Origin of the sequence: Embleya sp. NPDC059237 (genome assembly GCF_042754105.1) — a bacterium.
GTDB lineage: Bacteria > Actinomycetota > Actinomycetes > Streptomycetales > Streptomycetaceae > Embleya.
The window spans coordinates 23,695-45,713 of record NZ_JBHZAE010000023.1 but is presented as its reverse complement, the minus strand read 5'-3'; the positions used below and the strand labels follow the sequence as shown (position 1 = coordinate 45,713).

The 22,019-nt window shown below is 73.2% G+C and carries 25 protein-coding genes; 21 read left to right on the top strand and 4 right to left on the bottom strand.

The genetic code is table 11. The annotated features are described in order from the left end of the window. Window positions 1–31: 31 nt before the first annotated feature. The gene (locus tag ACFXKZ_RS45100; protein ID WP_380011608.1) at window positions 32–1,033 is read right to left on the bottom strand and encodes a hypothetical protein; all 1,002 of its coding nucleotides are present in this window, start codon (window positions 1,031–1,033) and stop codon (window positions 32–34) included. 95 nt (window positions 1,034–1,128) lie between these two features. Beyond that, complete coding sequence (locus ACFXKZ_RS45095; RefSeq protein WP_380011605.1) at window positions 1,129–1,740, bottom strand: TetR/AcrR family transcriptional regulator; 612 nt, start codon at window positions 1,738–1,740, stop codon at window positions 1,129–1,131. A gap of 219 nt (window positions 1,741–1,959) precedes the next feature. Here ACFXKZ_RS45095 and ACFXKZ_RS45090 point away from each other — a divergent pair, with 219 nt between their 5' ends. The 10 genes from ACFXKZ_RS45090 (at window position 1,960) to ACFXKZ_RS45045 (ending at window position 11,120) form a co-directional block, all read left to right on the top strand. Beyond that, window positions 1,960–2,373 carry a hypothetical protein gene (locus ACFXKZ_RS45090; protein WP_380011602.1) on the top strand — a complete coding sequence of 138 codons (414 nt, stop codon included), beginning with the start codon at window positions 1,960–1,962 and terminating at the stop codon, window positions 2,371–2,373. Between the two features lie 95 nt (window positions 2,374–2,468). Next, window positions 2,469–2,729, top strand: a complete 261-nt coding sequence (locus tag ACFXKZ_RS45085; RefSeq protein WP_380011599.1) for a hypothetical protein — start codon at window positions 2,469–2,471, stop codon at window positions 2,727–2,729. A gap of 183 nt (window positions 2,730–2,912) precedes the next feature. Next, window positions 2,913–3,911, top strand: a complete 999-nt coding sequence (locus ACFXKZ_RS45080) for a metal ABC transporter substrate-binding protein (RefSeq protein ID WP_380011596.1) — start codon at window positions 2,913–2,915, stop codon at window positions 3,909–3,911. A gap of 58 nt (window positions 3,912–3,969) precedes the next feature. After that, window positions 3,970–4,734, top strand: coding sequence for a metal ABC transporter ATP-binding protein (locus ACFXKZ_RS45075; RefSeq protein WP_380011593.1), 765 nt, complete (start codon window positions 3,970–3,972; stop codon window positions 4,732–4,734). A 6-nt stretch (window positions 4,735–4,740) separates the two neighbouring features. Beyond that, a complete protein-coding gene (locus ACFXKZ_RS45070) occupies window positions 4,741–5,613 on the top strand; it encodes a metal ABC transporter permease (protein WP_380011590.1) in 873 nt (290 codons plus the stop codon). Then, window positions 5,610–6,458: a metal ABC transporter permease gene (locus ACFXKZ_RS45065; protein ID WP_380011587.1), complete on the top strand. Its 849-nt coding sequence runs from the start codon at window positions 5,610–5,612 to the stop codon at window positions 6,456–6,458. The genes ACFXKZ_RS45070 and ACFXKZ_RS45065 overlap by 4 nt, the downstream gene beginning before the upstream one ends. 116 nt (window positions 6,459–6,574) lie before the next feature. Further along, window positions 6,575–7,081: a SigE family RNA polymerase sigma factor gene (locus ACFXKZ_RS45060; RefSeq protein ID WP_380011584.1), complete on the top strand. Its 507-nt coding sequence runs from the start codon at window positions 6,575–6,577 to the stop codon at window positions 7,079–7,081. Continuing rightward, window positions 7,065–7,445 carry a hypothetical protein gene (locus ACFXKZ_RS45055; RefSeq protein ID WP_380011582.1) on the top strand — a complete coding sequence of 127 codons (381 nt, stop codon included), beginning with the start codon at window positions 7,065–7,067 and terminating at the stop codon, window positions 7,443–7,445. Before ACFXKZ_RS45060 ends, ACFXKZ_RS45055 begins: the two co-directional genes overlap by 17 nt. Before the next feature lie 278 nt (window positions 7,446–7,723). Beyond that, window positions 7,724–10,255, top strand: coding sequence for an ATP-binding protein (locus tag ACFXKZ_RS45050; RefSeq protein WP_380011579.1), 2,532 nt, complete (start codon window positions 7,724–7,726; stop codon window positions 10,253–10,255). 100 nt (window positions 10,256–10,355) lie between these two features. Then, window positions 10,356–11,120 carry a maleylpyruvate isomerase family mycothiol-dependent enzyme gene (locus ACFXKZ_RS45045; RefSeq protein WP_380011576.1) on the top strand — a complete coding sequence of 255 codons (765 nt, stop codon included), beginning with the start codon at window positions 10,356–10,358 and terminating at the stop codon, window positions 11,118–11,120. An 18-nt stretch (window positions 11,121–11,138) separates the two neighbouring features. On the opposite strand, the gene ACFXKZ_RS45040 is transcribed toward ACFXKZ_RS45045, so the two are convergent. Further along, on the bottom strand, window positions 11,139–11,402 hold the full coding sequence (locus ACFXKZ_RS45040; protein ID WP_380011573.1) for a hypothetical protein: 264 nt from the start codon (window positions 11,400–11,402) through the stop codon (window positions 11,139–11,141). Window positions 11,403–11,622: 220 nt separating this feature from the next. Between ACFXKZ_RS45040 and ACFXKZ_RS45035 the strand changes: the two genes are divergently transcribed. Then, window positions 11,623–12,045 carry a CBS domain-containing protein gene (locus tag ACFXKZ_RS45035; RefSeq protein WP_380011570.1) on the top strand — a complete coding sequence of 141 codons (423 nt, stop codon included), beginning with the start codon at window positions 11,623–11,625 and terminating at the stop codon, window positions 12,043–12,045. 98 nt (window positions 12,046–12,143) lie between these two features. Here the strand turns inward: ACFXKZ_RS45035 and ACFXKZ_RS45030 are convergent, their stop codons facing one another. Further along, window positions 12,144–13,010, bottom strand: a complete 867-nt coding sequence (locus tag ACFXKZ_RS45030; protein ID WP_380011567.1) for a universal stress protein — start codon at window positions 13,008–13,010, stop codon at window positions 12,144–12,146. A gap of 218 nt (window positions 13,011–13,228) precedes the next feature. On the opposite strand from ACFXKZ_RS45030, the gene ACFXKZ_RS45025 reads away from it, so the two are divergent. The 10 genes from ACFXKZ_RS45025 to ACFXKZ_RS44980 all read left to right on the top strand — a co-directional run bounded on the left by ACFXKZ_RS45025 (window position 13,229) and on the right by ACFXKZ_RS44980 (window position 21,569). Continuing rightward, the gene (locus ACFXKZ_RS45025; protein WP_380011564.1) at window positions 13,229–13,741 is read left to right on the top strand and encodes a methylated-DNA--[protein]-cysteine S-methyltransferase; all 513 of its coding nucleotides are present in this window, start codon (window positions 13,229–13,231) and stop codon (window positions 13,739–13,741) included. A 43-nt stretch (window positions 13,742–13,784) separates the two neighbouring features. After that, entirely contained in the window at window positions 13,785–14,267 is a 483-nt protein-coding gene (locus ACFXKZ_RS45020; RefSeq protein WP_380011561.1) for an RNA polymerase sigma factor, read from the top strand. 100 nt (window positions 14,268–14,367) lie between these two features. After that, window positions 14,368–14,925 (top strand): methylated-DNA--[protein]-cysteine S-methyltransferase, encoded by a 558-nt coding sequence (locus ACFXKZ_RS45015; RefSeq protein WP_380011969.1) that lies wholly within the window; start codon window positions 14,368–14,370, stop codon window positions 14,923–14,925. A gap of 84 nt (window positions 14,926–15,009) precedes the next feature. After that, entirely contained in the window at window positions 15,010–15,468 is a 459-nt protein-coding gene (locus ACFXKZ_RS45010; RefSeq protein ID WP_380011558.1) for a hypothetical protein, read from the top strand. Between the two features lie 178 nt (window positions 15,469–15,646). Next, the gene (locus tag ACFXKZ_RS45005; RefSeq protein WP_380011555.1) at window positions 15,647–16,078 is read left to right on the top strand and encodes a GNAT family N-acetyltransferase; all 432 of its coding nucleotides are present in this window, start codon (window positions 15,647–15,649) and stop codon (window positions 16,076–16,078) included. Between the two features lie 209 nt (window positions 16,079–16,287). Continuing rightward, window positions 16,288–16,533, top strand: a complete 246-nt coding sequence (locus ACFXKZ_RS45000) for a DUF5999 family protein (protein ID WP_380011552.1) — start codon at window positions 16,288–16,290, stop codon at window positions 16,531–16,533. A gap of 233 nt (window positions 16,534–16,766) precedes the next feature. Then, on the top strand, window positions 16,767–17,918 hold the full coding sequence (locus ACFXKZ_RS44995) for a type III polyketide synthase (RefSeq protein WP_380011549.1): 1,152 nt from the start codon (window positions 16,767–16,769) through the stop codon (window positions 17,916–17,918). A 46-nt stretch (window positions 17,919–17,964) separates the two neighbouring features. Beyond that, window positions 17,965–19,746, top strand: a complete 1,782-nt coding sequence (locus ACFXKZ_RS44990) for a carboxyl transferase domain-containing protein (RefSeq protein ID WP_380011546.1) — start codon at window positions 17,965–17,967, stop codon at window positions 19,744–19,746. Next, window positions 19,743–20,216 carry an acetyl-CoA carboxylase biotin carboxyl carrier protein gene (gene accB, locus ACFXKZ_RS44985; protein ID WP_380011543.1) on the top strand — a complete coding sequence of 158 codons (474 nt, stop codon included), beginning with the start codon at window positions 19,743–19,745 and terminating at the stop codon, window positions 20,214–20,216. Before ACFXKZ_RS44990 ends, accB begins: the two co-directional genes overlap by 4 nt. A gap of 6 nt (window positions 20,217–20,222) precedes the next feature. Continuing rightward, window positions 20,223–21,569 carry an acetyl/propionyl/methylcrotonyl-CoA carboxylase subunit alpha gene (locus ACFXKZ_RS44980; RefSeq protein ID WP_380011540.1) on the top strand — a complete coding sequence of 449 codons (1,347 nt, stop codon included), beginning with the start codon at window positions 20,223–20,225 and terminating at the stop codon, window positions 21,567–21,569. Window positions 21,570–22,019: the final 450 nt, after the last annotated feature.

Sequence of the window (22,019 nt, the reverse complement as noted above, 5' to 3'; positions counted from 1 at the left end):
GGCGGGCGTGGTGGGCGTGCGGGCGAGGGGTTCAGGTGCGGAATCCGAGGTGGACGTGGTCGTGGTGGGTGTCGTCGCTGAAGAAGGTCGCGCCGGAGAGTCGGTACGGGCCGCCGACGTTGTACGAGCCGGCCGCCGCGCCCGCGCGCATGAAGCTCTCGACCAGGGATCGTGGGGTGGCCGGATCCACGATCGCCCGGCCGTCGACGCGCCACACGTCCACCGCGCGGCCGACGGGATGGTCGCTGGGGCGCGTGGTGCCGAAGACGTCGATCGGGTGTCCGGAGCGCAGGATGCTCACGTCGACGGTGTGCTGTTCGGCGAGCGTTTCCAGCGCGGTCAGTACGGATGTGTGGATGGTGCCGGCGCGCAGGTCGGTGGCCGCGGCGGGCGGCAGCGTGATGCGCGGGTCGGCCAGGACGCGGGTCTCCTGGGCGGAGGGGGTGGCGGCGGCCGTTCCCGGCGTCGAGGGGTGCAGGGCGGTGACCGTCCAGTCGGGCTCGGCCCGGCTCAGTCGTACGTCGACGGTCGCGCCGTCGGCCACCGTGGTGCCTTCCGCGCCGCGGATCCACGAGCGGCAGACGACCAGGACACTGGCGGTGTTGTCGAGGATGCCGCCGTACTGGGCTGCGACCACCTCGATGACGGCCTCCGGCGCGTCCGCGAGCAGTGGCCCGGCCTGGTCGGCGAGGGCCGGGGCGTATCCCAGCGCGGCGATCCGGGCCCGCGCGGCGGCGATCCCCTGTTCGCCGGGCGGCCAGGCGCCGAGCGCGGACACCAGGGTTACCGCCCGCTGTTTGACGTGGGGTTGCACGTCGCCGGGGTTGGGTGCCCAGGCGGTGGCCGCGGGCAGTGCGGGAGGGGTGGCCGGCGGGGTGCCGGTCGTGGTGGAACTCGGGCTCGCGGTCGGGCTCGGCGGGGTGCCCGAGGGGGTCGGTTCGGTGTGCCGACTTCCCGACGACGAGCAACCGGCCGCCGCCGCGACGATGCCGAGTACCACCGCGCGCCGGCCCGGAACAGGCGTTTTGTGCACACCGCCACGATAGGCCGCGAGCCCGCCTGCTTCGGGTGATCCGGTGTCGTGTCGGCCGACCTCGGACCGCGTCGGGTCTCGCGCGCGGGTGTCGGCTACGACGCCGGTCCGGGTGCGTCCGCCGGCGGCCGGACCAGTATCCCGGTCAGCAGGGCGTCGAGGTAGCGGGCGGCCAGCTCCGGATCGTCGCGGTCGGGGGAGTGGCGGACGGCGAAGCCGAGACCGTAGAGCAGGAGCAGCAGGTCGGCGGGCCCCAGCGGCGGGCGCAGCACCTCGGCGTCGGCGGCACGGGCGAGCAAGTCGCCGGTGGCGCCCAGCAGTTGGCCCCGAAGGTCCAGCGTCTCCGGAGTGGCCGCGCCGGGGTCGGAGGCCGCGGCGGCGAAGGCCTCGTCCTGTATGTAGGCGTCCAGCGCGTCGCCGAGGAAGGCGCGCAACGCCTTCTGCGGGTCGGGCAGTCCGGCTGCCTCGCGGGCCTGCCGGACGAGCACGGCGAAGCGGTCGGCGGCCAGTGCCTCCAGCAGCGCCTCGGGGGTGGGGAAGTGCCGGTAGACGGTGCCGACACCGACATCGGCGGCCAGGGCGACCGCGTTCAGCTGCGGCGGCCTGCCCCCGCGCACGAGCACCCGCGCGGCGTCCATGATGCGCCGCCGGTTGCGGGTCGCGTCCTTGCGCCGCGTGGGGCGATGAGGAGAGGCCGTGTCGTCCATGCGCGCGACGTTATCGGCAAAGCGGATGAGTAGTCCATTAGGAGGATTCATCCGTTTACCGGAGCGCCGGCGCCCCGAGGAGCCGGGATGTGCTCGCCGCTTCGGGGCGGCCGAAAGGGTTCGCCGGATCGGGTGAAATTTCGGGGTTCTCGGCCTTGCCGGCGTGCCCGTGGCCGGAATCGGAGGTTCTCTCGGAGGGCGGTTCCGAAGGAGGTCACGATGGCGCGCGTCACGGCCGGTGGTGCTGTGTCGCGGCACGGCGTGCGCCTGGTGGTCGTACTCGTCGCGCTGGTGGCCCTGTTGCACGCGGCGCACGGCGCCGGTGCCGGAGTGCGCGTGGGTGGGTGGGATCCGGATCGGTGTGCCGCCGGCACCACCCGGTACACGGCCCCGGTCGACGCCGAGGACACGCCGGCGGAGGACTCGGGCGGTCGGCCCGGTCCGGGGGATCCGACCGGCTGTACCCCGCCCGGCCTCCGGCCGCGGCCCCCGTCCGTCTCCGCGTCGAGCGCAACGTCGGTCGGCAGGCCCGGACTTCGACCCGCCGACCCGGATGTGCCGGCCGCCCGTACCGGGTCGAATCCGATGGTGGGGCCGGCGACACCCGCGCGGACCGTGGTCCTGCGCTGCTGAGCGGGCACCGCCGCCCCGACGTCGCCGCAGTGGGCGATCGGCCGGGCCGGCGTGCCGATCCGATTCCGCAGCCCGCGAACACGGGAGATTCCGCCATGCCCTTCGACGTCTACCTGCTGATGAGCGCCCTGGTTCGGGCCGAGGCCGCCCGCGCGGCGGCCGGTGCCCCGGCCCCGGAGCCGCCGCCGGCCAAGACCCCAACCGCCAAGACTCCAACCACCAAGACCCCGCCCCCGGTTGCCGACCCCGTGGTCGGCGACCCACCCGGCGCCCGGGCCGAACCGGAGGGGAGCCCGGGTGTCCCGGGTGTCTCGGGCGCCGGCCACGACCCGACCGGTGTGATCCCCGGGCGTTGATCCCTGCCCCGTGTCTCCCGGCACGCGCGTGCCGGGAGACACGGGGCGCCCCGATTCGACCGACCGTGCCCTCATACCCCCGGCCTGGACACCTTCCCGCTAGATGATTATGGTTTTCATTATCGAGACGTCGACGCGGCACCCGCCGATCGACGTGGACCCACCCCTGCCTGGAGACATCCCATGCGTATATCCGTCCGCGCCGGCGCCGCCCTCGCCGCCGGCGTCCTGAGCACCGGCGCCCTCGCCGCGTGCGGTTCCGACGACAAGGACGCCAAGAACGGCAAGCGGACCGAGGCCGCCCCGGTGGCCAACGCCGGCGCACCCGTCGCCGGTTCGGGGCCCAAGGTCAAGGTCGTGGCGACCACCACGCAGGTCGCGGACTTCGTCCGCAACGTCGGCGGCGACCGGGTCGAGGTGACCCAGTTGATCAAGGCCAACGCGAGCGCACACGAGTACGAGGCCACCCCCGCCGACCTGAACGCCATCCGCGGCGCCAAGCTCGTCGTCGAGAACGGCGTGGACATGGAGAAGGCGTGGCTGCCCAAGGCGGTCCAGGCGGCCGGCTTCACTGGAAAGGTGGTCGACTCCTCCACCGGCGTACGGCTGCGCAAGGGCGAACCCGGCACCGACGGCGAGGAGTTCGACCCGCACATCTGGCACGACCCGAGCAACGCCAAGGTGATGGTGGCCAACATCGGCCGCGCCCTGAGCACCGCCGACGCGGCGAACGCCAAGGTGTACGAGAACAACCTCGCGGCCTACACCGCCAAGCTCGACGCGCTCGACGCGGACACCCGGGCCAGGATCGACGGCATCCCCGCGGCCGATCGTAAGCTGGTCACCAACCACGACGCGTTGGGCTACTACGTCGACCGCTACCGGCTGGAGTTCGTCGGCTCGATCATCCCCGGCTTCGACGACCAGGCCGAACTCTCCGGCAGCCGGATCGAGGAGATCGTCGGCAAGATCAAGGCCACCGGCGCCAAGGCCGTGTTCGCCGAGAGCGCGCTGCCGCCCAAGACCGCCGCGACCATCGCGCGCGAGGCCGGCGTCAAGATCGTCGACGGCGACGACTCGCTCTACGCCGACTCGCTCGGCGTCCCCGGCTCGGCCGGCGAGACCTACCTCGGCGCGGAGAAGCACAACACCGACACCATCGTCGCCGCGCTGCGAGGGTGACGATGACCGACCGCAGCGCCACCACTACGATCGTTGTCGCCGCGCCGTGGGCCCGGCCATGACCGCCCCCGCCCCCGACCCGATCCGCTTCACCGACGCGACCATGGCCTACCACCGCGCGCCCGTCCTGGAAGGCGTCGACGGCCGGGTCCGCGCCGGCGAGGCGGTGGCCCTGATCGGCCCCAACGGCGGCGGCAAGAGCACCCTGATCAAGTCCGTGCTCGGCCTGGTCCCGGTGATCGCGGGCACGGTGACCGTGACCGGCCGCCGCCCGGCCGACGCGCGCGCCCGGGTCGGCTACGTACCGCAGGCCGCGAGTCTGGACCCCGAATTCCCGGTCACCGCCCGCCAGGTGGTGATGATGGGCCGGCTGCGGCTGATCGGCAGATGGCGCCGACCCGGCCGGCAGGACCGGGCGGCCGTCGACGAAGCGCTGGCCCGGGTCGGCCTCGCCGACCGCGCCGGCGCCCGCTTCGGCACGCTGTCCGGCGGGCAGCGTCAGCGGGTGCTGCTGGCCCGCGCGTTGTCCCCGGACCCGCCGATTCTGCTCCTGGACGAACCCTTCAACGGCGTTGACGCGGTCAGCCAGGACGCGCTGATCACCGCCCTCACCCGGGCCAAGAGCACCGGCACGGCCGTACTGGTGAGCACCCACGACCTCGGCCCGGTCCAGTGCCTGTGCGAACAGACCTGCCTGGTCAACCGCCGGCAGATCGCCTTCGACCGGACCGAACTGGCGCTCACCCCCGACCTGTTGCGTGCCTGCTACGGCGGACAGGTGGTCGACCTCGACGCCGGCCGACTCGTCGTCACCCGGGGCTGACCGGCCGTGGACACCGCACTGCTCCTGGAACCCTTCCGCGTCCCCTACCTGACCCGGGCCCTGATCGAACTGACCATCCTGGGCGTACTCTGCGGCACCGTCGGCACGTTCGTCGCGCTGCGCCGCCTCGAATTCGTCGCCGACGCGCTCACCCACACCGTCTTCCCCGGCGTGGTGATCGGCTTCGCCCTCCGGGGCGCGACCGGCATCCTCGCCGGCGCGCTGATCGCGGCCGGCGTCACCGCCTGCGCCCTGACCCTGCTCACCCGCCACCGCCGCACCGGCGACGACACCGCGCTCGCCATCGTGCTGACCGCGATGTTCTCCATCGGCGTCCTGGTCGTCTCCCGCAGCCACTCCTACTCCGCCGACCTCGAGACGTTCCTGTTCGGCCAGGTCCTGTACACCTCCCGCCCGCAGATCACCGAAACCGCCGTGGTGGCCGTGCTCTGCCTGGCCGCGCTCGCCGTACTGGGCCGCGAACTCGTGCTGCGCGCCTTCGACCCCGAAGCGGCCCGAGCCGCCGGCCACCGGGTCGGCGCGCTGGACCTGGCGCTGAACCTGATCGTCGCGCTGACCGTGGTCGCCGCGGTCCGCACCGTCGGCACCGCGCTGATCCTGGCCCTGCTCGTGCTCCCGGCGGCCATCGGGCGCACCCTGGGCCGCCGCCCGGCCCACCTCGCGCTGATCGGCTCGGCCGCCGCCGTGGGGTGCGGCTACCTCGGCCTGACCATCAGCTACACCGCCTCCGTCGACCACGACGTCGCCCTGCCCGCCGCCCCCACCGTCGTGCTCACGCTCGTCGCCGGGTACCTGCTCGCCCTCGGCGCGTGCGGCGCGGCCCGACTGCGCCCCGCCCGCTTCCGGAGCCCCCGATGACCTGGTTCGACACCTACACCCACCGCGCCTACGCCGAGGCGGTCATGGTCGGCCTCCTGGCCGGCGTCGTCGGTGTCCAGGTCGTGCTGCGCAGACTCGCGTTCCACGCCATGGCGACGACCCACGCCACCTTCCCCGGCGTGGTCCTCGCCTCGATCCTCGGCATCGACATCTACCTCGGCGGCACCGCGTTCGGCGTACTGCTCTCCGTCGCGGTCCTCGCGCTGACCCGGCGCCCGGGCCGGACCGCGTCGGGTGCGATCGGCGTGATCCTCGCGGCGGGCTTCGCCCTGGGCGCCGTCCTGGTCGCGGCCGGACCCGCGAGCGATCGCAAACTGTCGGCCTTCCTGGTCGGTTCCATCGTCACCATCGACACCCACGACCTGGCCGTCACGGCCGCCGTCGGAACGGTGATCCTGGCGCTGCTCGCGATGTTCGGCCGCGAACTCGGCTTCGCCGCCTTCGACCACGACGGGATGCGGGCCGCCGGACACCCGGCCCTCGCCCTCGACCTGCTGCTCCTGCTGATCGTGCAGGCGGTCGTGGTGGTGCTCACCCCGGCGGTGGGCGTCATGCTCACCCTGGCCCTGCTCGTGGCACCGGCGGCGACCGCCCGGCTGTGGACCGACTCGCTGCGCCGCACCGCAGTACTGGCCGGCCTGCTCGGCGTCGGCAGCGCGGTCACCGGCCTGGAACTCTCCCGGCACTACGACGTGGCCGCGGGCGCGACCATCGCCCTCGTGGCGGCGGCCGGGTTCGTCGTCTCGCTGCTCGTATCCCCGCGACACGGCGCGCTCGGCCGGCTCCTCGACCGCCGCCCGGGAACGGCGGCGGCGCCGGCCTGACCCGCCCCGGGAGACGCTGTGGTGCAGGTCACCCGATTTCCCCGGCTGTACGCGTCGACCGAAACTTGGTCCGCGGGCGTATATCCGCCGAGTCCGAAACAGAGCCGGGGGAGTCGTTGACCGTCGAGGAGTTCGAAAAGTTCTACGCGGCCGCCGTCGGCCGACTCACCGGTCAGCTCTACCTGATGCTCGGCGATCGGCACGAGGCCCAGGACGTGGTCCAGGAGGCGTTCGTCAAGGCGTGGAGCAGACGCGGACAACTCGACCGGCACGGCAATCCGGAGGCATGGATCCGGGTGGTCGCCTGGCGGCTGGCGGTGAGCCGTTGGCGCGGTAGACGGCGCACCGACGACGCGTGGCGGCGGCACGGCGCACCCCTTCAGGCGCCTGGGCCCGAACCCGGCATGGTCGTACTGGTCTCGGCGCTGCGGGAGTTGACCCCGAAGCAGCGCCGGGTGATGACCCTGCACTACGTCTGCGACCTGACGGTGGAGCAGATCGCCGCCGAGACCGGCATGGCGTGCAGCACCGTCAAGACCCACCTGGTGCGCGGACGTGTGGCCCTCGCCCACCTCCTGCCCGACCCGTACGCAGAGGAGTCCCCCGGTGCCGGAGCCTCATGAGTCGTCGAACCCGCCCGTCCCGTCCCTCCCGCAGCCGGATCCGTTGCGCACGGCGCTGCTGGAGGTCGCCGTGGACGGGAGTCGGCAGGCCACACCCGCGCCCTTCGCCACGATCCGGCGCCGCGGCGACCGTATGCGCCGCCGCCGGATGGCCCTGTTGGGCGCTGCCGCGTGCCTGGTCCTCGGCGGCACCGCGACACTCGCGGCGGCGCTGATCCAGGACGACCCGACCCCGTCGCCCCCGGCGGTATCGCCCGTCCCCGTGCCCTCGGAGTCGCCGGTCCCCACCCCCAAGGGCACCGACGCGACACCGACGCTGTACACGGACCCGTCGAACAAATCCGCCACCGACCCGACCGGCTGACCCCGCCGGCCGCTCGACCCGCTCGACCCGCTCGACCCGTCGACCCGTCGACCCGTCGACCCGTCGACCCGCGTCAAGAATGCGACAAGGTCGGCCGCGGAGCCGCCAAAGGTGTGTCAAGACTCGTCCGAGTGGTGGGCGATCGAGGAACTTGGGACTCGTCGGCCGCGTATACGGCGAGAGGCAGAGCCGTGGCCGAGCCGGTTTTGCCGCGCGGACGATCGAGCAACGGATACCCGGACGGCCGAGCAACGGAAATCGGGGGTGCACCGACCCGGATGCAGATCTCTCGACGCGGCACACTGCGCGTCTATCTCGGCGCCGCGCCCGGGGTCGGCAAGACCTACGCGATGCTCGACGAGGCGCGCCGCCGCCTCGACCGGGGCACCGATGTCGTGGTCGCGGTGGTCGAATGCCATCACCGGCCGCAGACCGAGGCGATGCTGGCCGGCCTCGAAATCGTGCCGCGCAGGCAACTTTCCTACCGGGACGGCTCGTTCGCCGAGATGGACGTCGACGCGGTGCTCGCCCGCCGGCCGCGACTGGCCCTGGTCGACGAACTCGCGCACACCAACGTCCCCGGCTCGCGCCACGAGAAACGTTGGCAGGACATCGACGTACTCCTGGACGCGGGGATCGACGTGATCTCCACGATCAACGTGCAACACCTCGAATCGCTCAACGACGTGGTCGAGTCCATCACCGGTGTCCCGCAGCGAGAGACCGTGCCCGACGGCGTGGTGCGCCGCGCCGACCAGATCGAACTGGTGGACATGGCACCGGAGGCGCTGCGCCACCGACTCGAACACGGCGACGTGTACACGCCGGACAAGATCGACGCAGCCCTCGCCAACTACTTCCGGGTCGGCAACCTGACCGCGCTGCGCGAGCTGGCCCTGCTGAGGGTGGCCGATCGGGTCGACGAGTATCTGCGCGCCTACCGCGACGAGCACGGCATGGAGACGAGCCGGCCGATCCGGGAGCGGATCGTGGTCGCCCTCACCGGCGGCCCGGAGGGCGACACGCTGATCCGCCGGGCCGCCCGGATCGCCGGCCGCGGTCCGGGCGGGGAACTGCTCGCGGTGCACGTGAGCCGCAGCGAGGCCCTGTCCGAGTCCTCGCCGATGGAACTCGCCCGCCAGCGGCGCCTGGTCGACTCGCTCGGCGGCACCTTCCACTCCGTGGTCGGGGACGACGTGGCCGGGGCCCTCCTCGACTTCGCTCGAGGGGTCGACGCCACCCGGATCGTGCTCGGGTGCAGTCGGCGCACCCGCCTGGAGTACTTCTTCGGTCCCGGCGTGGGCGCCGGCGTCGCCGCCCGGGCCGGCGACATCGTCACCCAACTGGTCACCCACGAACACGCCGGCCGGGGCCGGCCGGATCGGCCGCGCCGCTCGACCGTGCCGCGCGGGCGGGCGATCGCCGGCTGGGTGACCGCGCTGTTGGGGCCGCCCGCACTGACCGCCGCGCTGATGCCGACCCGGGGCACCGCGACCCTGCCCGTGGACATGCTCCTGTTCCTGCTCCTGACCCTGGTGGTGGCCCTGTTCGGCGGGTTGTGGCAGGCGGTGACCACCGCGGTGCTCGCCTCGACGATGGTCGACTACTACTTCACCCCGCCGCTGGACACCCTCGACATCGTCGCACCGGGCAACGTGTTCGCCTTCGCGGTGTTCGTGGTGATGGCACCGGCCGTCGCGTCGGTGGTGGACCGTGCCGCGCGGCGCACCCAGCAGGCCGCGCGCGGGCAGCGCGAGGCGGAGACGCTCGGCTTCCTCGCCGGCAGCGTGCTGCGCGGCGAACGGGCGCTGCCCGCACTGCTGGAACGGGTGCGCACGACGTTCGGGATGGAGTCGGTCGCGCTGCTGCGCCGAGAGGGGCCGCGTGGTGTGTGGACGAGCGTCGGCGCGGTCGGCGCCGACCCGCCCACCCGGCCGGACGCCGCCGACGTGGAGGTCCCGATCGACGACTCGCTCGCACTGGTCCTGTCCGGGCGTACGCTGCCCGCCGACACCCGCCGGGTGCTCGGCGCGTTCGCCGCGCAGGCCGCGCTGGTGCTGGAGTGGCGGGCGCTGCGCGCCGAGGCCGAGGAGGCACGCCTGCTCGGCGAGCGGCACAGCGTGGACACCGCCCTGTTCGCCACCGTCGCCCGGGACCTGCGGGCGCCGCTGGTGGCGATCAAGTCCGGATCGTCGGGGCTGCGGGCGGAGGAGGTCGCCTGGGCGCGCGCGGACCGGGCCGAACTGCTGGCCACCATCGAGGCCGGCGCCGACCGCCTGGACCGACTGATCGGCAACCTGCTCGACATGAGCCGGTTGCGGATGGGCACCATCGAACCGCTGCCCGTCGACATCGCGCTGGACGAGGTGGTGCCGGGCGCGGTGGTCCGGGCCACGCACGGCGCGGTGCGGGTGTGCGTCCCGGAGACGTTGCCGACCGTGCGGGCCGATCCGGAGCTGTTCGAGCGGGTGGTGGCGAACCTGGTGGCGAACGCCGTGCTGCACACCCCGCCGGACACGCCCGTGGAGGTGGCCGCCGAGCAGGTCGAGGACCGGATCGTGCTGCGGGTGGTCGATCGCGGCCCCGGTCTGCCCGACGAGGCGAAGGCGCGGGTCTTCGAGGCTTTCGCCCGGCACGGCGACGCGCACCGAAGTCGTGGGGTGGGTCTGGGACTCGCCGTCGCCCGGGGCTTCGCCGAGGCGATGGCCGGCACGCTCACCGCCGAGGACACCCCGGGCGGCGGTCTGACCATGGTCCTGACCCTGCCGGCGTCCACCGGCGCCCACCACCCCGAGGGGTCCCCGCCCTGAGCCCGCGGGCGGACGGGCCGGACCGAACCGGCTCGAACGCGCTCGGGGCGCCGATCTCGAACGGGCGCGTCGGGGTGGGGGGTTGTGCTGAACTGTGGGCATGGAATTCTCCCGACTACTCGACTGTCTCGCGGCCGACTTCGCCCGCCTCCGGGCCGTGTCGGCGATGGACCCCACGGCCGGTGTGCCGACCTGCCCGGGCTGGACCGTGGCCGACCTGACCCGCCATGTCGGCGAGGTGTACCTGCACAAGACGCAGGCCATCCGCGAGGGCGCCGAACCCGACCCGTGGCCGCCGCGGGAGTTGGCGAAGGAGGACCCGATCGCGCTGCTCGACCGCGCGTACGCCGACCTGCGACACGAGTTCGCCACCCACGGCCCGAAGGATCCGGCCGGATCCTGGTACGCCCCGGACCCGACCGTCGGCTTCTGGATCCGGCGGATGGCGCAGGAGACGGTGATCCACCGGATCGACGCCGAACTCGCCGCCGGGGAGCCGATCGCCGAGATCCCCACCGACCTCGCGGTGGACGGCGTCGACGAGTTGCTGAAGGTGTTCGTGGCGTACGGCGTCGCCGAGTGGGGCGACTACTTCACCGGTGTCCTGGCCGAATCGCCGGGTCGCACCTACCTCGTGCGCGCCGACGAGACGGCCTGGCGGGTATCCACCGGACCGGGCCTGTTCCGCGTCGAGGACGGCGCCGGCACCGGCCCGGCGGACGTGACCGTGAGCGGGCCGTCGGCGGCGGTGCTGCGCCGGCTCTGGAACCGGGAGGAGGCCGACGCGACGAGCCCGGTGACGGTCGTGGGCGCCCCGGAAGCGGTCGAGGAACTGCACCGCTGCATCGTCGTCGCCACGCAGTAGTGCCGATCGTGCCCCGCGTCAGCCCCGGACCGCCCGCGGACCGGGGGACCCGGGGCGGGCCCGCGGCGGCTCCGGAGTGGAGGCGACCGCCTCGGCGGCGGCGAGCAGCGTATGCAACGCCCGGGACAGCACGGCCAGTTCGTCGACGAGACGGTCCTCTGGGGTAGCCGGGGAGAGGCGCGTGGTACGCCAGCGCAACACCCCGAGGGTCCGGTGGGTCGACTCGACCGCGCTGCGCAACTCGTCGAGCCGCTCCCGGGGGACGGACCCGGAGGACACCATGACAATCTCCTTCGCCGTTCGGCTCGGTGCTCCGTCGAGCATCGCCCCGAGGCACGGGACGGGTGTGGTGCCGGCGCGTGATCCATACGCAACGGATACGCGCACACACCCGAGTGGCCGACGAGGAGTGCGGCGGAGACGATGAAAGGAGCGTGTGCGGGCTTCGCCGCGCGGTTTCGGCCGCCGCCGTCGGCGGCGGATTTCCGGAGAGGTACACATCATGACCATGGCCAGGGACATCATGCACGAGGGCGCGCAGTGGATTCCGCGGACGGAGACGTTGGACCGGGCGGCCCAGCTGATGCTTCGGCTCGACGTGGGCTCGTTGCCGGTCGCCGATGCGAACGAACGGCTGTGCGGCATCATCACCGATCGCGACATCGTCACCAAGTGTGTTGCCCTCGGCCACGATCCGGCCAAGGTGACGGCGGGCGACCTGTGCGAGGGCACACCGCGCTGGATCGACGCCGAGGCGGACATCGGCGAGGTGTTGCACGAGATGCAGGAACACCGGATTCGGCGACTGCCGGTGATCGATCACAAGCGCTTGGTCGGCATGATCAGCGAGGCGGATCTGGCCCGGCACCTGACGGACGAGCAGATAGCCGCCTTCGCGGAAAGCGTGTACGCGGCGTCTCGCTAGTCGCCGGCCGCTTTCGTCGACGGCCGTTCCCCGCAGCCCGGTTCGATCTCCCGCGGCGCGGGGGACGGCCGTTGCGCGTGGGCCGGGCGCCGACGCGGTCAGTGGCTGGGCACCACGCCCACCGGACACCGCGCGTGGTGCAGGACGGCGTGCGTGGTCGGGCCGAGCCGCATCGGCAGGTGGCCGCGCCTGCGGTGCGCGGCGACCACCACGAGGGCGCTGTCGATCGAGGCGTCGACCAGGTCGCGGCCCGCCGTTCCGTTCATCACCACGGTGTCCACGGGCAGTTCGGGATCCGCGGTACGGATCCTGCCGAGCGTGTTGTCCACCATCCTGATGCGCTCCGCCCGGACCGCCTCCACGTCGATCATGTTCGGCAACACCAGGCTCGGCGCCAGGCCGGTGACCGGGAGCGCCCACGAGTGCACGGCGCGCAGTCCGCCGCCGAGGCGTCGCGCGTGGTCGGCCGCGAAGTCCGCGGCGGGGCCGTCCTCGGGGCCGCCGACGCCGACCACGACGCCGCGCGCGTCCACGGCCGCCGGGGTGTGTACGACGACCACCGGACAACTGCTGTGCGCGCACACCCGCAACGACACCGAGCCCAGGAGCAGCCCGGTGAAGCCGCCGTGTCCACGACTGCCGACCACGACGGTGTCGCACCGGGCACTCGCGGCGAGCAACGACTCGGCGCTGTCGCCCTCGCGGACCGAGGTCTCCACGGCCAACGTGGGAAAGTCCGCGCGGATCCGCGCCGCGGCCGTGTCGATCAGCGCGTGGGCGCGCTCGCGGACCTCGGCACGATGCTGATGACCGAGCCCGCCGACGGGCACCGCGGTGACGATGTACAGCGGCACCCGGCGCGCGGCGGCGTCCCGCGCCGCCCAGTGCACCGCGTGTTCGGCCGCGGCCGAACCGTCGTGACCGACCAGGACCCCGAGACCGACTTCGCTGTGTGGGGACGACATGGCACTCACCTCTAGAGGGCATCCACCCCGCTCATACCCGTTCCGGGGGGTACCGAGTTCGACGAGATCGACCCGGGACCTCACATTCGGCCGCGCCCACGCGTCTACCCGATACGGAGTCGATACCGAGTCGACACGGTCCGACACACACCAGCACATACCGACACAGGGCCGCGGGCCGCACGCGGCAGCCGTACATCGCAGAGGAGACCGGCATCATGGACACCCGCCACGCGCTCGTGGACACCTCCCTGGGCGCACTGACCGTGGTGGCCGCGGACGACGCGGTCGTCGGGCTCTACTTTCCGGGGCACTGGTACCTGCCGCCCGAGGAGAGCCTGGGCCGCCGGGTCGACCACCACGACGACCCGCTCCTGGCCCGGACCGCGGCCCAACTGGTCGAGTATCTGGCCGGCGAGCGCACCTCGTTCGACGTGCCGACGGCCACCCACGGCGACCCGTTCCAGGAGCAGGTGTGGGCGATGTTGCGGGAGATCCCGTTCGGCGAGACCACGACCTACGGAGCACTTGCCGAGCGGCTGGGCAACAAGGCGCTGGCCCAGTCGGTCGGCCAGGCCGTCGGGCACAATCCGATCTCCATCATCGTCGCCTGTCACCGGGTGGTCGGCAGCGACGGCAAGCTCACGGGCTTCGCGGGCGGCCTCGCCCGCAAACGTACGCTGCTGGATCTGGAGGAGTTCGACGCGTCGAAGGCGGCCCGGCTGTTCTGAGCGCCCACCGGGCACGGGAGCGACGCCGTACGGGATCGGGGAAATGAAGCAACCATTCGAACGGGTCGTCGACGAACACGGGGACACCGTCCTTCGGGTCTGCCGAGCGATCGTGGGCGTGCACGACGCCGAGGACGCCTGGTCGGAGACCTTCCTCGCCGCCCTGCGCGCCTACCCCGACCTGCCCGAGGACGCCAACGTGCAGGCCTGGCTGGTGACCATCGCGCACCGCAAGGCCATCGACATCACCCGCGCCCGGCGACGGCACGCGGTGGTCACCGACGACCTGCCCGAGCGGCCGTCGACCATCGGCGTGCCCGGCGCGGTCGACCACGAGTTGTGGGACGCGGTCAAGGCACTGCCGCCCAAGCAGCGCCGAGCGGTGGCCTACCACCACTTCGCGGGCCTGCCCTACGCGGCCATCGCCGAGATCGTCGGCGGCACCCCGGCGGCGATCCGTCGCGCCGCGTCCGACGGGATCGGGGCGCTCCGCGCCGCGCTGTCCGCACCCACCCCGAAGGAGTAGCACCGTGATCGACACCCGCACCGACGACCCGGACACCTCCGCCCTCCGCGCCCGCGCCGTTTCGGGCCCGGACACCCTCGATCGGCTGCACGAGCGGCTGGTGGCCGCCGCGAGTCGGGATGGGCTCGTGGACGTGGCCTACACCAGCGTGGACACCCCCGTCGGATCGCTCCTGCTGGCCGCCACCGGGACCGGCCTGGTCCGGGTCGCCTTCGAGAGCGAGGACCACGACCTGGTCCTGGACACGCTGGCCGGCCGGCTCGGTCCGCGCGTGTTGCGCGCGCCGGCCCGCCTGGACCGCGTGGCCCGCGAACTCGACGAGTACTTCGCCGGCACCCGGACGCGCTTCGACCTGCCGCTCGACCTCGCGCTGTCCCGGGGATTCCGGCGGCTGGTGCAGCGCCGGCTCGCCGAGATCGAGTACGGGGACACCTGGAGCTACGCGCGGGTGGCGCGCCTGGTCGGCAACCCCGGCGCGGTCCGCGCGGTGGGCACGGCGTGTGCGACCAACCCGCTGCCGATCGTGCTGCCCTGCCACCGGGTGCTGCGGGCCGACGGCACCCTCGGCGGCTACGCCGGCGGCCCGGCCCGGAAGTCCGCTCTGCTGGCCCTGGAGGCCGGCGGCCGGACCGGGGCCCGGTCCGGCGAAACCGGCTAGTCGGCGATCCCGAACGCCACGATCGGGGTCCGGAGGAAGGTTTCGGGCGAGCCGGTTACGACATGTGGACATACAGTGACTTTCATGGACGATTTCTTCGGCGTGTCGGGCGATGAGGCGCCCGGGGACGCGGTGCGCGAGTTGGCCGAACAGACCACCCGCCCGGACTGGGTCGAGCCGGATCCCGCGACGGACCTGGTGCCGCGCCTGCGGGTGGCCTGTGACCTGCCCGGTTCGCCCTGGCGGTTGCGCGGGACCACGCTCCTGCCGGGCGGCATCCTCGCCGTCGACGTCGAGCACGCCCGCCCCCGCAGCCCCCGCCTCCTCGCCGACGCCATCGAGCTGCTGGCCGGCGTCGCCGGCCCGGCCTTCTTCGTGCACCACACCGACGCCGCGACCTTCGACTGCGTCACCGGCACCCTGCGCAGCGACACCCCCGGCCCCGGCCGAGGCCACCTGCTCCGGCTGCGCCTGGTCGCGCCCGGGCCCGACGGCAGGCCCACCCTTCGGGCCCACGCGGAAGCCCTGATCCCCGCGCCCTGATCCCCGCGCCCTGATCCCCGCGCTTCGAGCCGGCCGCCGAAACCACGCGGAAGCCGGGCCGGGCACCCGGGAGACCCGGACACCGGTACTCCGGGTGTGGTGCCCGGCGTTGCCGAACTGCCGCCCCGGGACCGGATATCCGGTGGTTCGACGGCGGCGGGGCTGGTTGGATCCGGAGATGAACAGTCACTTCCCCGAGGGCTACGAGGTGTCCACCGATCCGACGCGGCTCGACGTGGCGACGATCCACCGATGGTTGTCCGAGGACGCCTACTGGGCGCTCGGCCGGCCGCGCGAGAAGCTGGAACGGGCGATCGCCGGCTCGCTCAACTTCGGGGTGTACGACGTCGTTTCCGGCGCCCAGGTCGGCTACGCCCGGGTGATCACCGACCGGGCCACCTTCGGCTGGCTCTGCGACGTCTACATCGATCCGACGGTGCGCGGCAAGGGTCTGGGCACGGCGCTCACGATCGCCGTCCGGGACGAGTTGGCGCCGGACGGGCTGCGCCGGATCATGCTCGCCACCGCCGACGCGCACGGGGTGTACGCCAAGGCGGGTTTCCGACGCCCGGTCTCGACGGACACGTGGATGGTGCTGGGCGAGCAGTGACCGCCGCGCCTGCCCACCCGGCCCGCGGCCGGCGGCCCCGGTCCGGGCGGGACACGGCTGGGCCGGCGGAGGGCCGCAGGCTCATTCGCTCGGGACACCGCCGGGCGCACGGTAGGTGCATGACTTACCAAGGCGACACGATCACGCGGGAACTCGACGACCCGCTCCCGCCCTCGGCACCCGTAGCATCCCTCGGAAGGACCAGGATCATGTGCCGGCACATTCCCACCTGTCCCACCGCATCGGCCCCCGACCACCTCGCGGCCCACGTCGTCACCAGCCACCCCGAGCAGGGCTGGAGCCTGCTGTGCAACGGGGTGGTGATCTTCGAGGACACCGGCGCGCTGCTGCCCGACGGTGCCGTCGAGGCACCGCACCGGCCGGACCCGGAAGGATCGCCCGTCGACGGGCCCGCCCGGGTCCCGGCGCAGCGCCGACTGGAAACCGCCGGGTAGGCGGGCCGACCGCACCGATACCCACAAAGGACCGCACGCCCCGCGCGTGCGGTCCTCTTCGTGTGCGTCCGGGGAGGCGCGGCGGGTGTTCCAAGGGGTGCGACCGCCTCGTTCGGTCCCGAGGTGTTCCGGGACTCGGGACGGGACTTCGGCCTCAGGTGAACGGGACCCGGGCGCACCGAGGGTTGTGGACACATCGCCCCGCAGTTCCGAACGATAGAGAGAGGCACCCCGTGAGTACTCTGTGCCGGCCCGCCGTGGCCGTCCCCGAGAACATCGTCACGCTGGACGAGTCGATCGACATCGCCCGCCGGCTGCATGCCGACAACCCGCGGCTGCCGCTGGCGCTGCGGCTGATCGGCAACACCGGTGTCCGCAGGCGACACCTCGTGCAACCGCTCGAACAGACCCTGCGGCACCCGGGTTTCGAGGCGCGCAACCTCGTCTACGAACGGGAGGCCAAGCGCCGGGTGCCGCCCGTGGTCTATCAGGCGCTGGCCAACGCGGAGTTGGGCGTGCGGGACATCGATCTGCTGATCTACGTCTCGTGCACCGGCTTCACCATGCCCTCGATGACCGCCTGGCTGGTCGAGGCACTGGGCATGCGCTCGGACACGCGCCAGTTGCCGATCGCCCAGCTCGGGTGTGCCGCCGGTGGCGCGGCGATCAATCGGGCGCACGACTTCTCCACCGCCTATCCCGACGCCAACGTGCTGATCGTGGCCTGCGAGTTCTGCTCGCTGTGCTACCAGCCCGGCGACGACGACATCGGCTCGCTGTTGTCCGACGGGTTGTTCGGCGACGCGGTGGCGGCGGCGGTGGTGCGCGGTTCGGGTGGTACGGGGGTTCGCCTGGAACGCAACGCCTCCTACCTGATCCCGCACACCCAGGACTGGATCTCGTACGCCGTCAAGGAAACCGGTTTCCACTTCCGGTTGGACAAGCGGGTGCCGGGCACGATGGAGCCGCTGGCGCCGGTGATCGCCGATCTGGTGAGCCGACACACGTGGGACGCCTCGGCGTTGGACTTCTACGTCGTGCACGCCGGCGGCCCGCGCATCCTGGACGACCTGAGCCGATTCCTCGGCGTCGACAAACACGCGTTCCGGCACAGCCGGGCCACGCTCACCGAGTACGGGAACATCGCCAGCGCGGTGGTGTTCGACGCGCTCGACCGGCTGTTCGCCGAGGGTGAGCCGAGTGTCGGCGGGCGCGGCATCGTGGCCGGATTCGGCCCGGGGATCACCGCCGAGATGGCGCTCGGTACCTGGACCCGCGGCGCGCCGCCCGTCGAGCACCGCCGGCGTGGGCGCACCCGGGGCCGGGTCACCGGGCAGCGGTCCGCGCCCGTGCAGCCCGCGACCTCGCCCGTGCGGCCGGGATGAGGCCGCCGAGCCGACCGTCCGCCGAACCCAGCACCGGGAGATCTCGATGAACGCGAAAACCTCCGATCCCGCCGACCCCGCCGGGGCGCCGGTCACGGACTGGCTGGCCTGTCCGCGCTGTCGGGCGCTCGTGTACCGCAAACGGTTCGAGCGGGCCGACGGGGTGTGTCCGAGTTGTGGGACGCACGCGCCGCTGAGTGCGGCACGGCGCCTGGACGCGCTGCTCGATCCGGGCAGCGCCCGGCCGTTGACCGCCGCCGAGACGGTGCACGACCCGCTCTCGTTCGCCGACCTGAAGCCGTATCCGGACCGGTTGTCCGCCGCCCGCGCGGCCACGGGGCACGCGGACGCGGTGCGGGTGGCGGCCGGCACGGTGTTCGGGTATCCGGTGGTGGTCGCCGCGATGGACTTCGCCTTCATGGGCGGCAGTCTGGGCGTCGCCGCCGGGGAGGCGGTGGCGATGGCCGCCGAGGCCGCGCTGGCCCGGCGGGCGCCGCTGGTCCTGGTCACCTCGTCGGGCGGGGCGCGGATGCAGGAGGGCGCGCTGGCGCTGATGCAGATGGCCAAGACCGCGGCGGCGATGGCGGCGCTCGACGAGGCCGGCATCCTCACCGTCACGGTGATCGCCGATCCGACCTACGGCGGGGTGGCCGCCTCGTTCGCCACTCTCGCCGACGTGGTGGTGTGCGAGCCGGGGGCGCGGATGGGGTTCGCCGGCCCGCGCGTGATCGAACAGACCATCGGGCAGCGGCTTCCGGACGGCTTCCAGACGGCCGAGTTCCTGCTGCGGCACGGCCTGGTGGACGCGGTGCACCCGCGCGGCGAACTGCGCCGTACGCTCGCGGTCCTGCTGGCTTCGGCGCGCGGACACCTCGACCGCACCGGGCCGCCGCGCGCCGGTCGGGACGATCGGGTCGCGGAACTGCCGCGTCCCGCACCGGCGACGGTGGTGCGCGATCCCGCGCGGCTCGCCGTGCGGTCCGCGCCGGAGGTGGTCGCGGCGGCCCGGGACCTGCGGCGGCCGACCACGCGCGACCACCTCGCGTACTGGATGGACACCTTCGTCGAACTGCACGGCGATCGGGCGGGCGCGGACTGCCCGGCGATCGTCGGTGGCCTCGGCACGGTGGAGGGCCGGTCCCTGGTGGTGCTCGGCCACCAGAAGGGGCACACCACCGCCGAACTGGTGCGGGCCAATTTCGCGATGGCCTCGCCCGCCGGCTACCGCAAGGCGATCCGGCTGGCCCGGCTCGCCGAGAAGATCGGCGTGCCGCTCGTGACGCTGATCGACACCCCCGGGGCGCATCCGGGGATCGAGGCGGAGCAGCAGGGCCAGGCCGGGGCGATCGCGGACTGCCTGCGGGTGTTCACCGGGCTGCGGGTGCCCGTGGTGGCGGTGGTCACCGGGGAGGGCGGCAGCGGCGGGGCGCTGGCGCTCGGCGTCGCCGATCGGGTGTTGATCGGCGCGAACGCGCTCTACTCGGTGATCAGCCCCGAGGGTTGCGCGGCGATCCTGTGGAAGACCCGGGAGGAGAGCCCGGCGGCGGCCCGCGCGTTGGGTCTCGACGCCCGGTCGCTGCTCGAACTGGGCGTGGTGGACGGGGTGGTGCCCGAGCCCGAGGGCGGCGCGCAGGCCGATCCGGCCGCCGCGAGCCTGATCCTGCGAGACGCGGTGCTGGGCACGCTGGACGAACTCGCCGTGCTCGATCCGGCCGAACGGGTGCGCCGACGGCGGCGGCGACTGCGCGGCTTCGGACTGCCCGGGCCGACCGCGACCGGTACGGACCGGGCGCGCTTCGAGGACACCGACGAGGAGGAATCGGCATGACCGGCGCCGACCACCAGGGCCCGGCGGCCACCCTGGCCGCACTGCACGCCGCGCTCGACCGGGTGTTGCACGATGCCTCGCGACCGCCCACGCACGTCGTGGTGCGGTCCGGAGGGGAGAGCATCGAGCTGACCTGGTCGGCCGCGGTCGCCCCGCCGCCCGCACCCGAGGCGGTCCCGCCCGCGCCGGTCGAGGCGCAGCGAGAGCCGGCGGCGAGCGAGGGACACCTCGTCCGCGCCCCGCTGGTCGGCACCTTCTACGCCGCGCCCGAACCCGGCGCGCCGCCGTTCGTCGCGGTCGGCGACCTCGTCGAGGCGGGCCAACAGGTGGCCATCATCGAGGCGATGAAGCTGATGAACCCGATCGAGGCGGACCGCGCCGGTCGGGTCACCGCCGTACTGGTCAAGAACGGCGACGGGGTCGGCTACGACGAGCCGCTCTTCGAACTCGACTGCGACGGGCAGGGGTGAACCACCGTGTTCGACACCGTATTGATCGCCAACCGCGGCGAGATCGCGCTGCGCGTGGTGCGCACCTGCCGGGACATGGGCATCACCAGCGTGGTGGTGCACTCGGGGGTGGACGCGGATTCGGCCGCGGCGCGGGCCGCCGACCGGCGGATCAACATCGGCCCGGCCGATCCGCGCCGAAGCTATCTCTACGCTCCGGCGGTGATCGAGGCCGCCCGGCTGACCGGGGCGCAGGCCGTGCATCCCGGATACGGATTCCTGTCCGAGGACCCGGACTTCGCCACGATCTGCGCGGAGAACGGGCTGGTCTTCGTCGGCCCGGCGGCCGAGGTGATGGCCCGCCTCGGCGACAAGTCCACCGCTCGGCAAATGATGGCCGACGCCGGGCTGCCGGTGGTGCCGGGCTCGCGCGAGCCGGTGGGCACCGCCGACGAGGCGGCCGAGGTGGCGCGGCGGATCGGCTACCCGCTGATCGTCAAGGCGGTCGCGGGCGGGGGCGGGCGGGGGATGGCGGTGGTGCGCGACGCCGGCGCGCTGCTGCCCACGTTTCGGGCCACCCGCGCCGCGGCTCAGGCGGCGTTCGGCGACAACCGCGTATATATGGAGCAATACCTGTACGGCGCCCGGCACATCGAGATCCAGGTGCTGGCCGACGGGCACGGCAACGTGGTGCATCTCGGCGAGCGTGACTGTTCGGTGCAGCGCCGACATCAAAAGCTGGTCGAGGAGTCGCCGGCTCCGGAGTTGCCCGCCGGCCTGGCCGATCGCCTGGCCGGCTACGCGGTGGCCGGGTGCCGGGCCGCGGGGTATCGCGGCGCCGGCACCTTCGAGTTTTTGGTGCGTGGCGCGGAGGCGGCGTTCATCGAGGTGAACTCGCGGATCCAGGTGGAACATCCGGTGACCGAGATGGTCACCGGGATCGACATCGTCCGCGAGCAGCTGCGCATCGCCGCCGGGGAACCGCTGGGCTTCGACCAGGATCGGGTGGAGCGGCGCGGGGCCTCGGTGGAGTGTCGGATCAACGCCGAGGACCCGGCGCGCGACTTCGCGCCGTGCCCCGGCACGCTGACCGGATTCCGGGCGCCGGGCGGGCCGTTCGTCCGGGTCGACACGCACGCGTTCCCGGGGGCGCAGGCCCGCCCGGAGTACGACTCGCTGCTGGCCAAGGTGGTCACGTGGGGGCAGGACCGGGATCAGGCGCTGGCCCGGATGCGCCGGGCGCTGGGCGAATTGAGGGTGGAGGGACCGGGCGTGCACACCACGGCCGGGCTGCTTGCCGACGTGCTCGACGACCCGGACTTTTGTGCGGGCCGCCACGACACGACCCTGCTCGATCGACGGTCGGCGTCCTGACGACGGGGCATCCGGCGCGTCGACGGGGGTGCCCCGTCCGGGCCGGGTATCGGCTTGCGAAGCCGGGCCCGGCCCGAGCCTTCGAGGCGTCGGCCGGTTCGGTGCGCCGGATGTCCACATGATCTCGCCCCCATCGCCGGACGCGATGGGGGCGAGATTCTCGCTGTTCGACTGTTTCCCGACGTCCGGATCCCGATGTCACCGACCGGGTGGATCGGGATCCGCGACGATGGGCGCTCCGCTGGTGTGCCGGGCCTACGGTGGGTAGCGGTGGCCCGGGTCGGAGGTGGGCGAACTGCCCGGTGCCGACGGCCGGTGTGGCTTGCCTGGTTTCCCCGGTTTCCCCGGTTTCCCCGGCTTCGACGGGTGTTCACCACCCGGCTTGTCCGGTTCGCTCGGGTCGGGCAGCACGAAGCACTTCGGGTTCGGCGGAGTGCACGAGGCACCCTT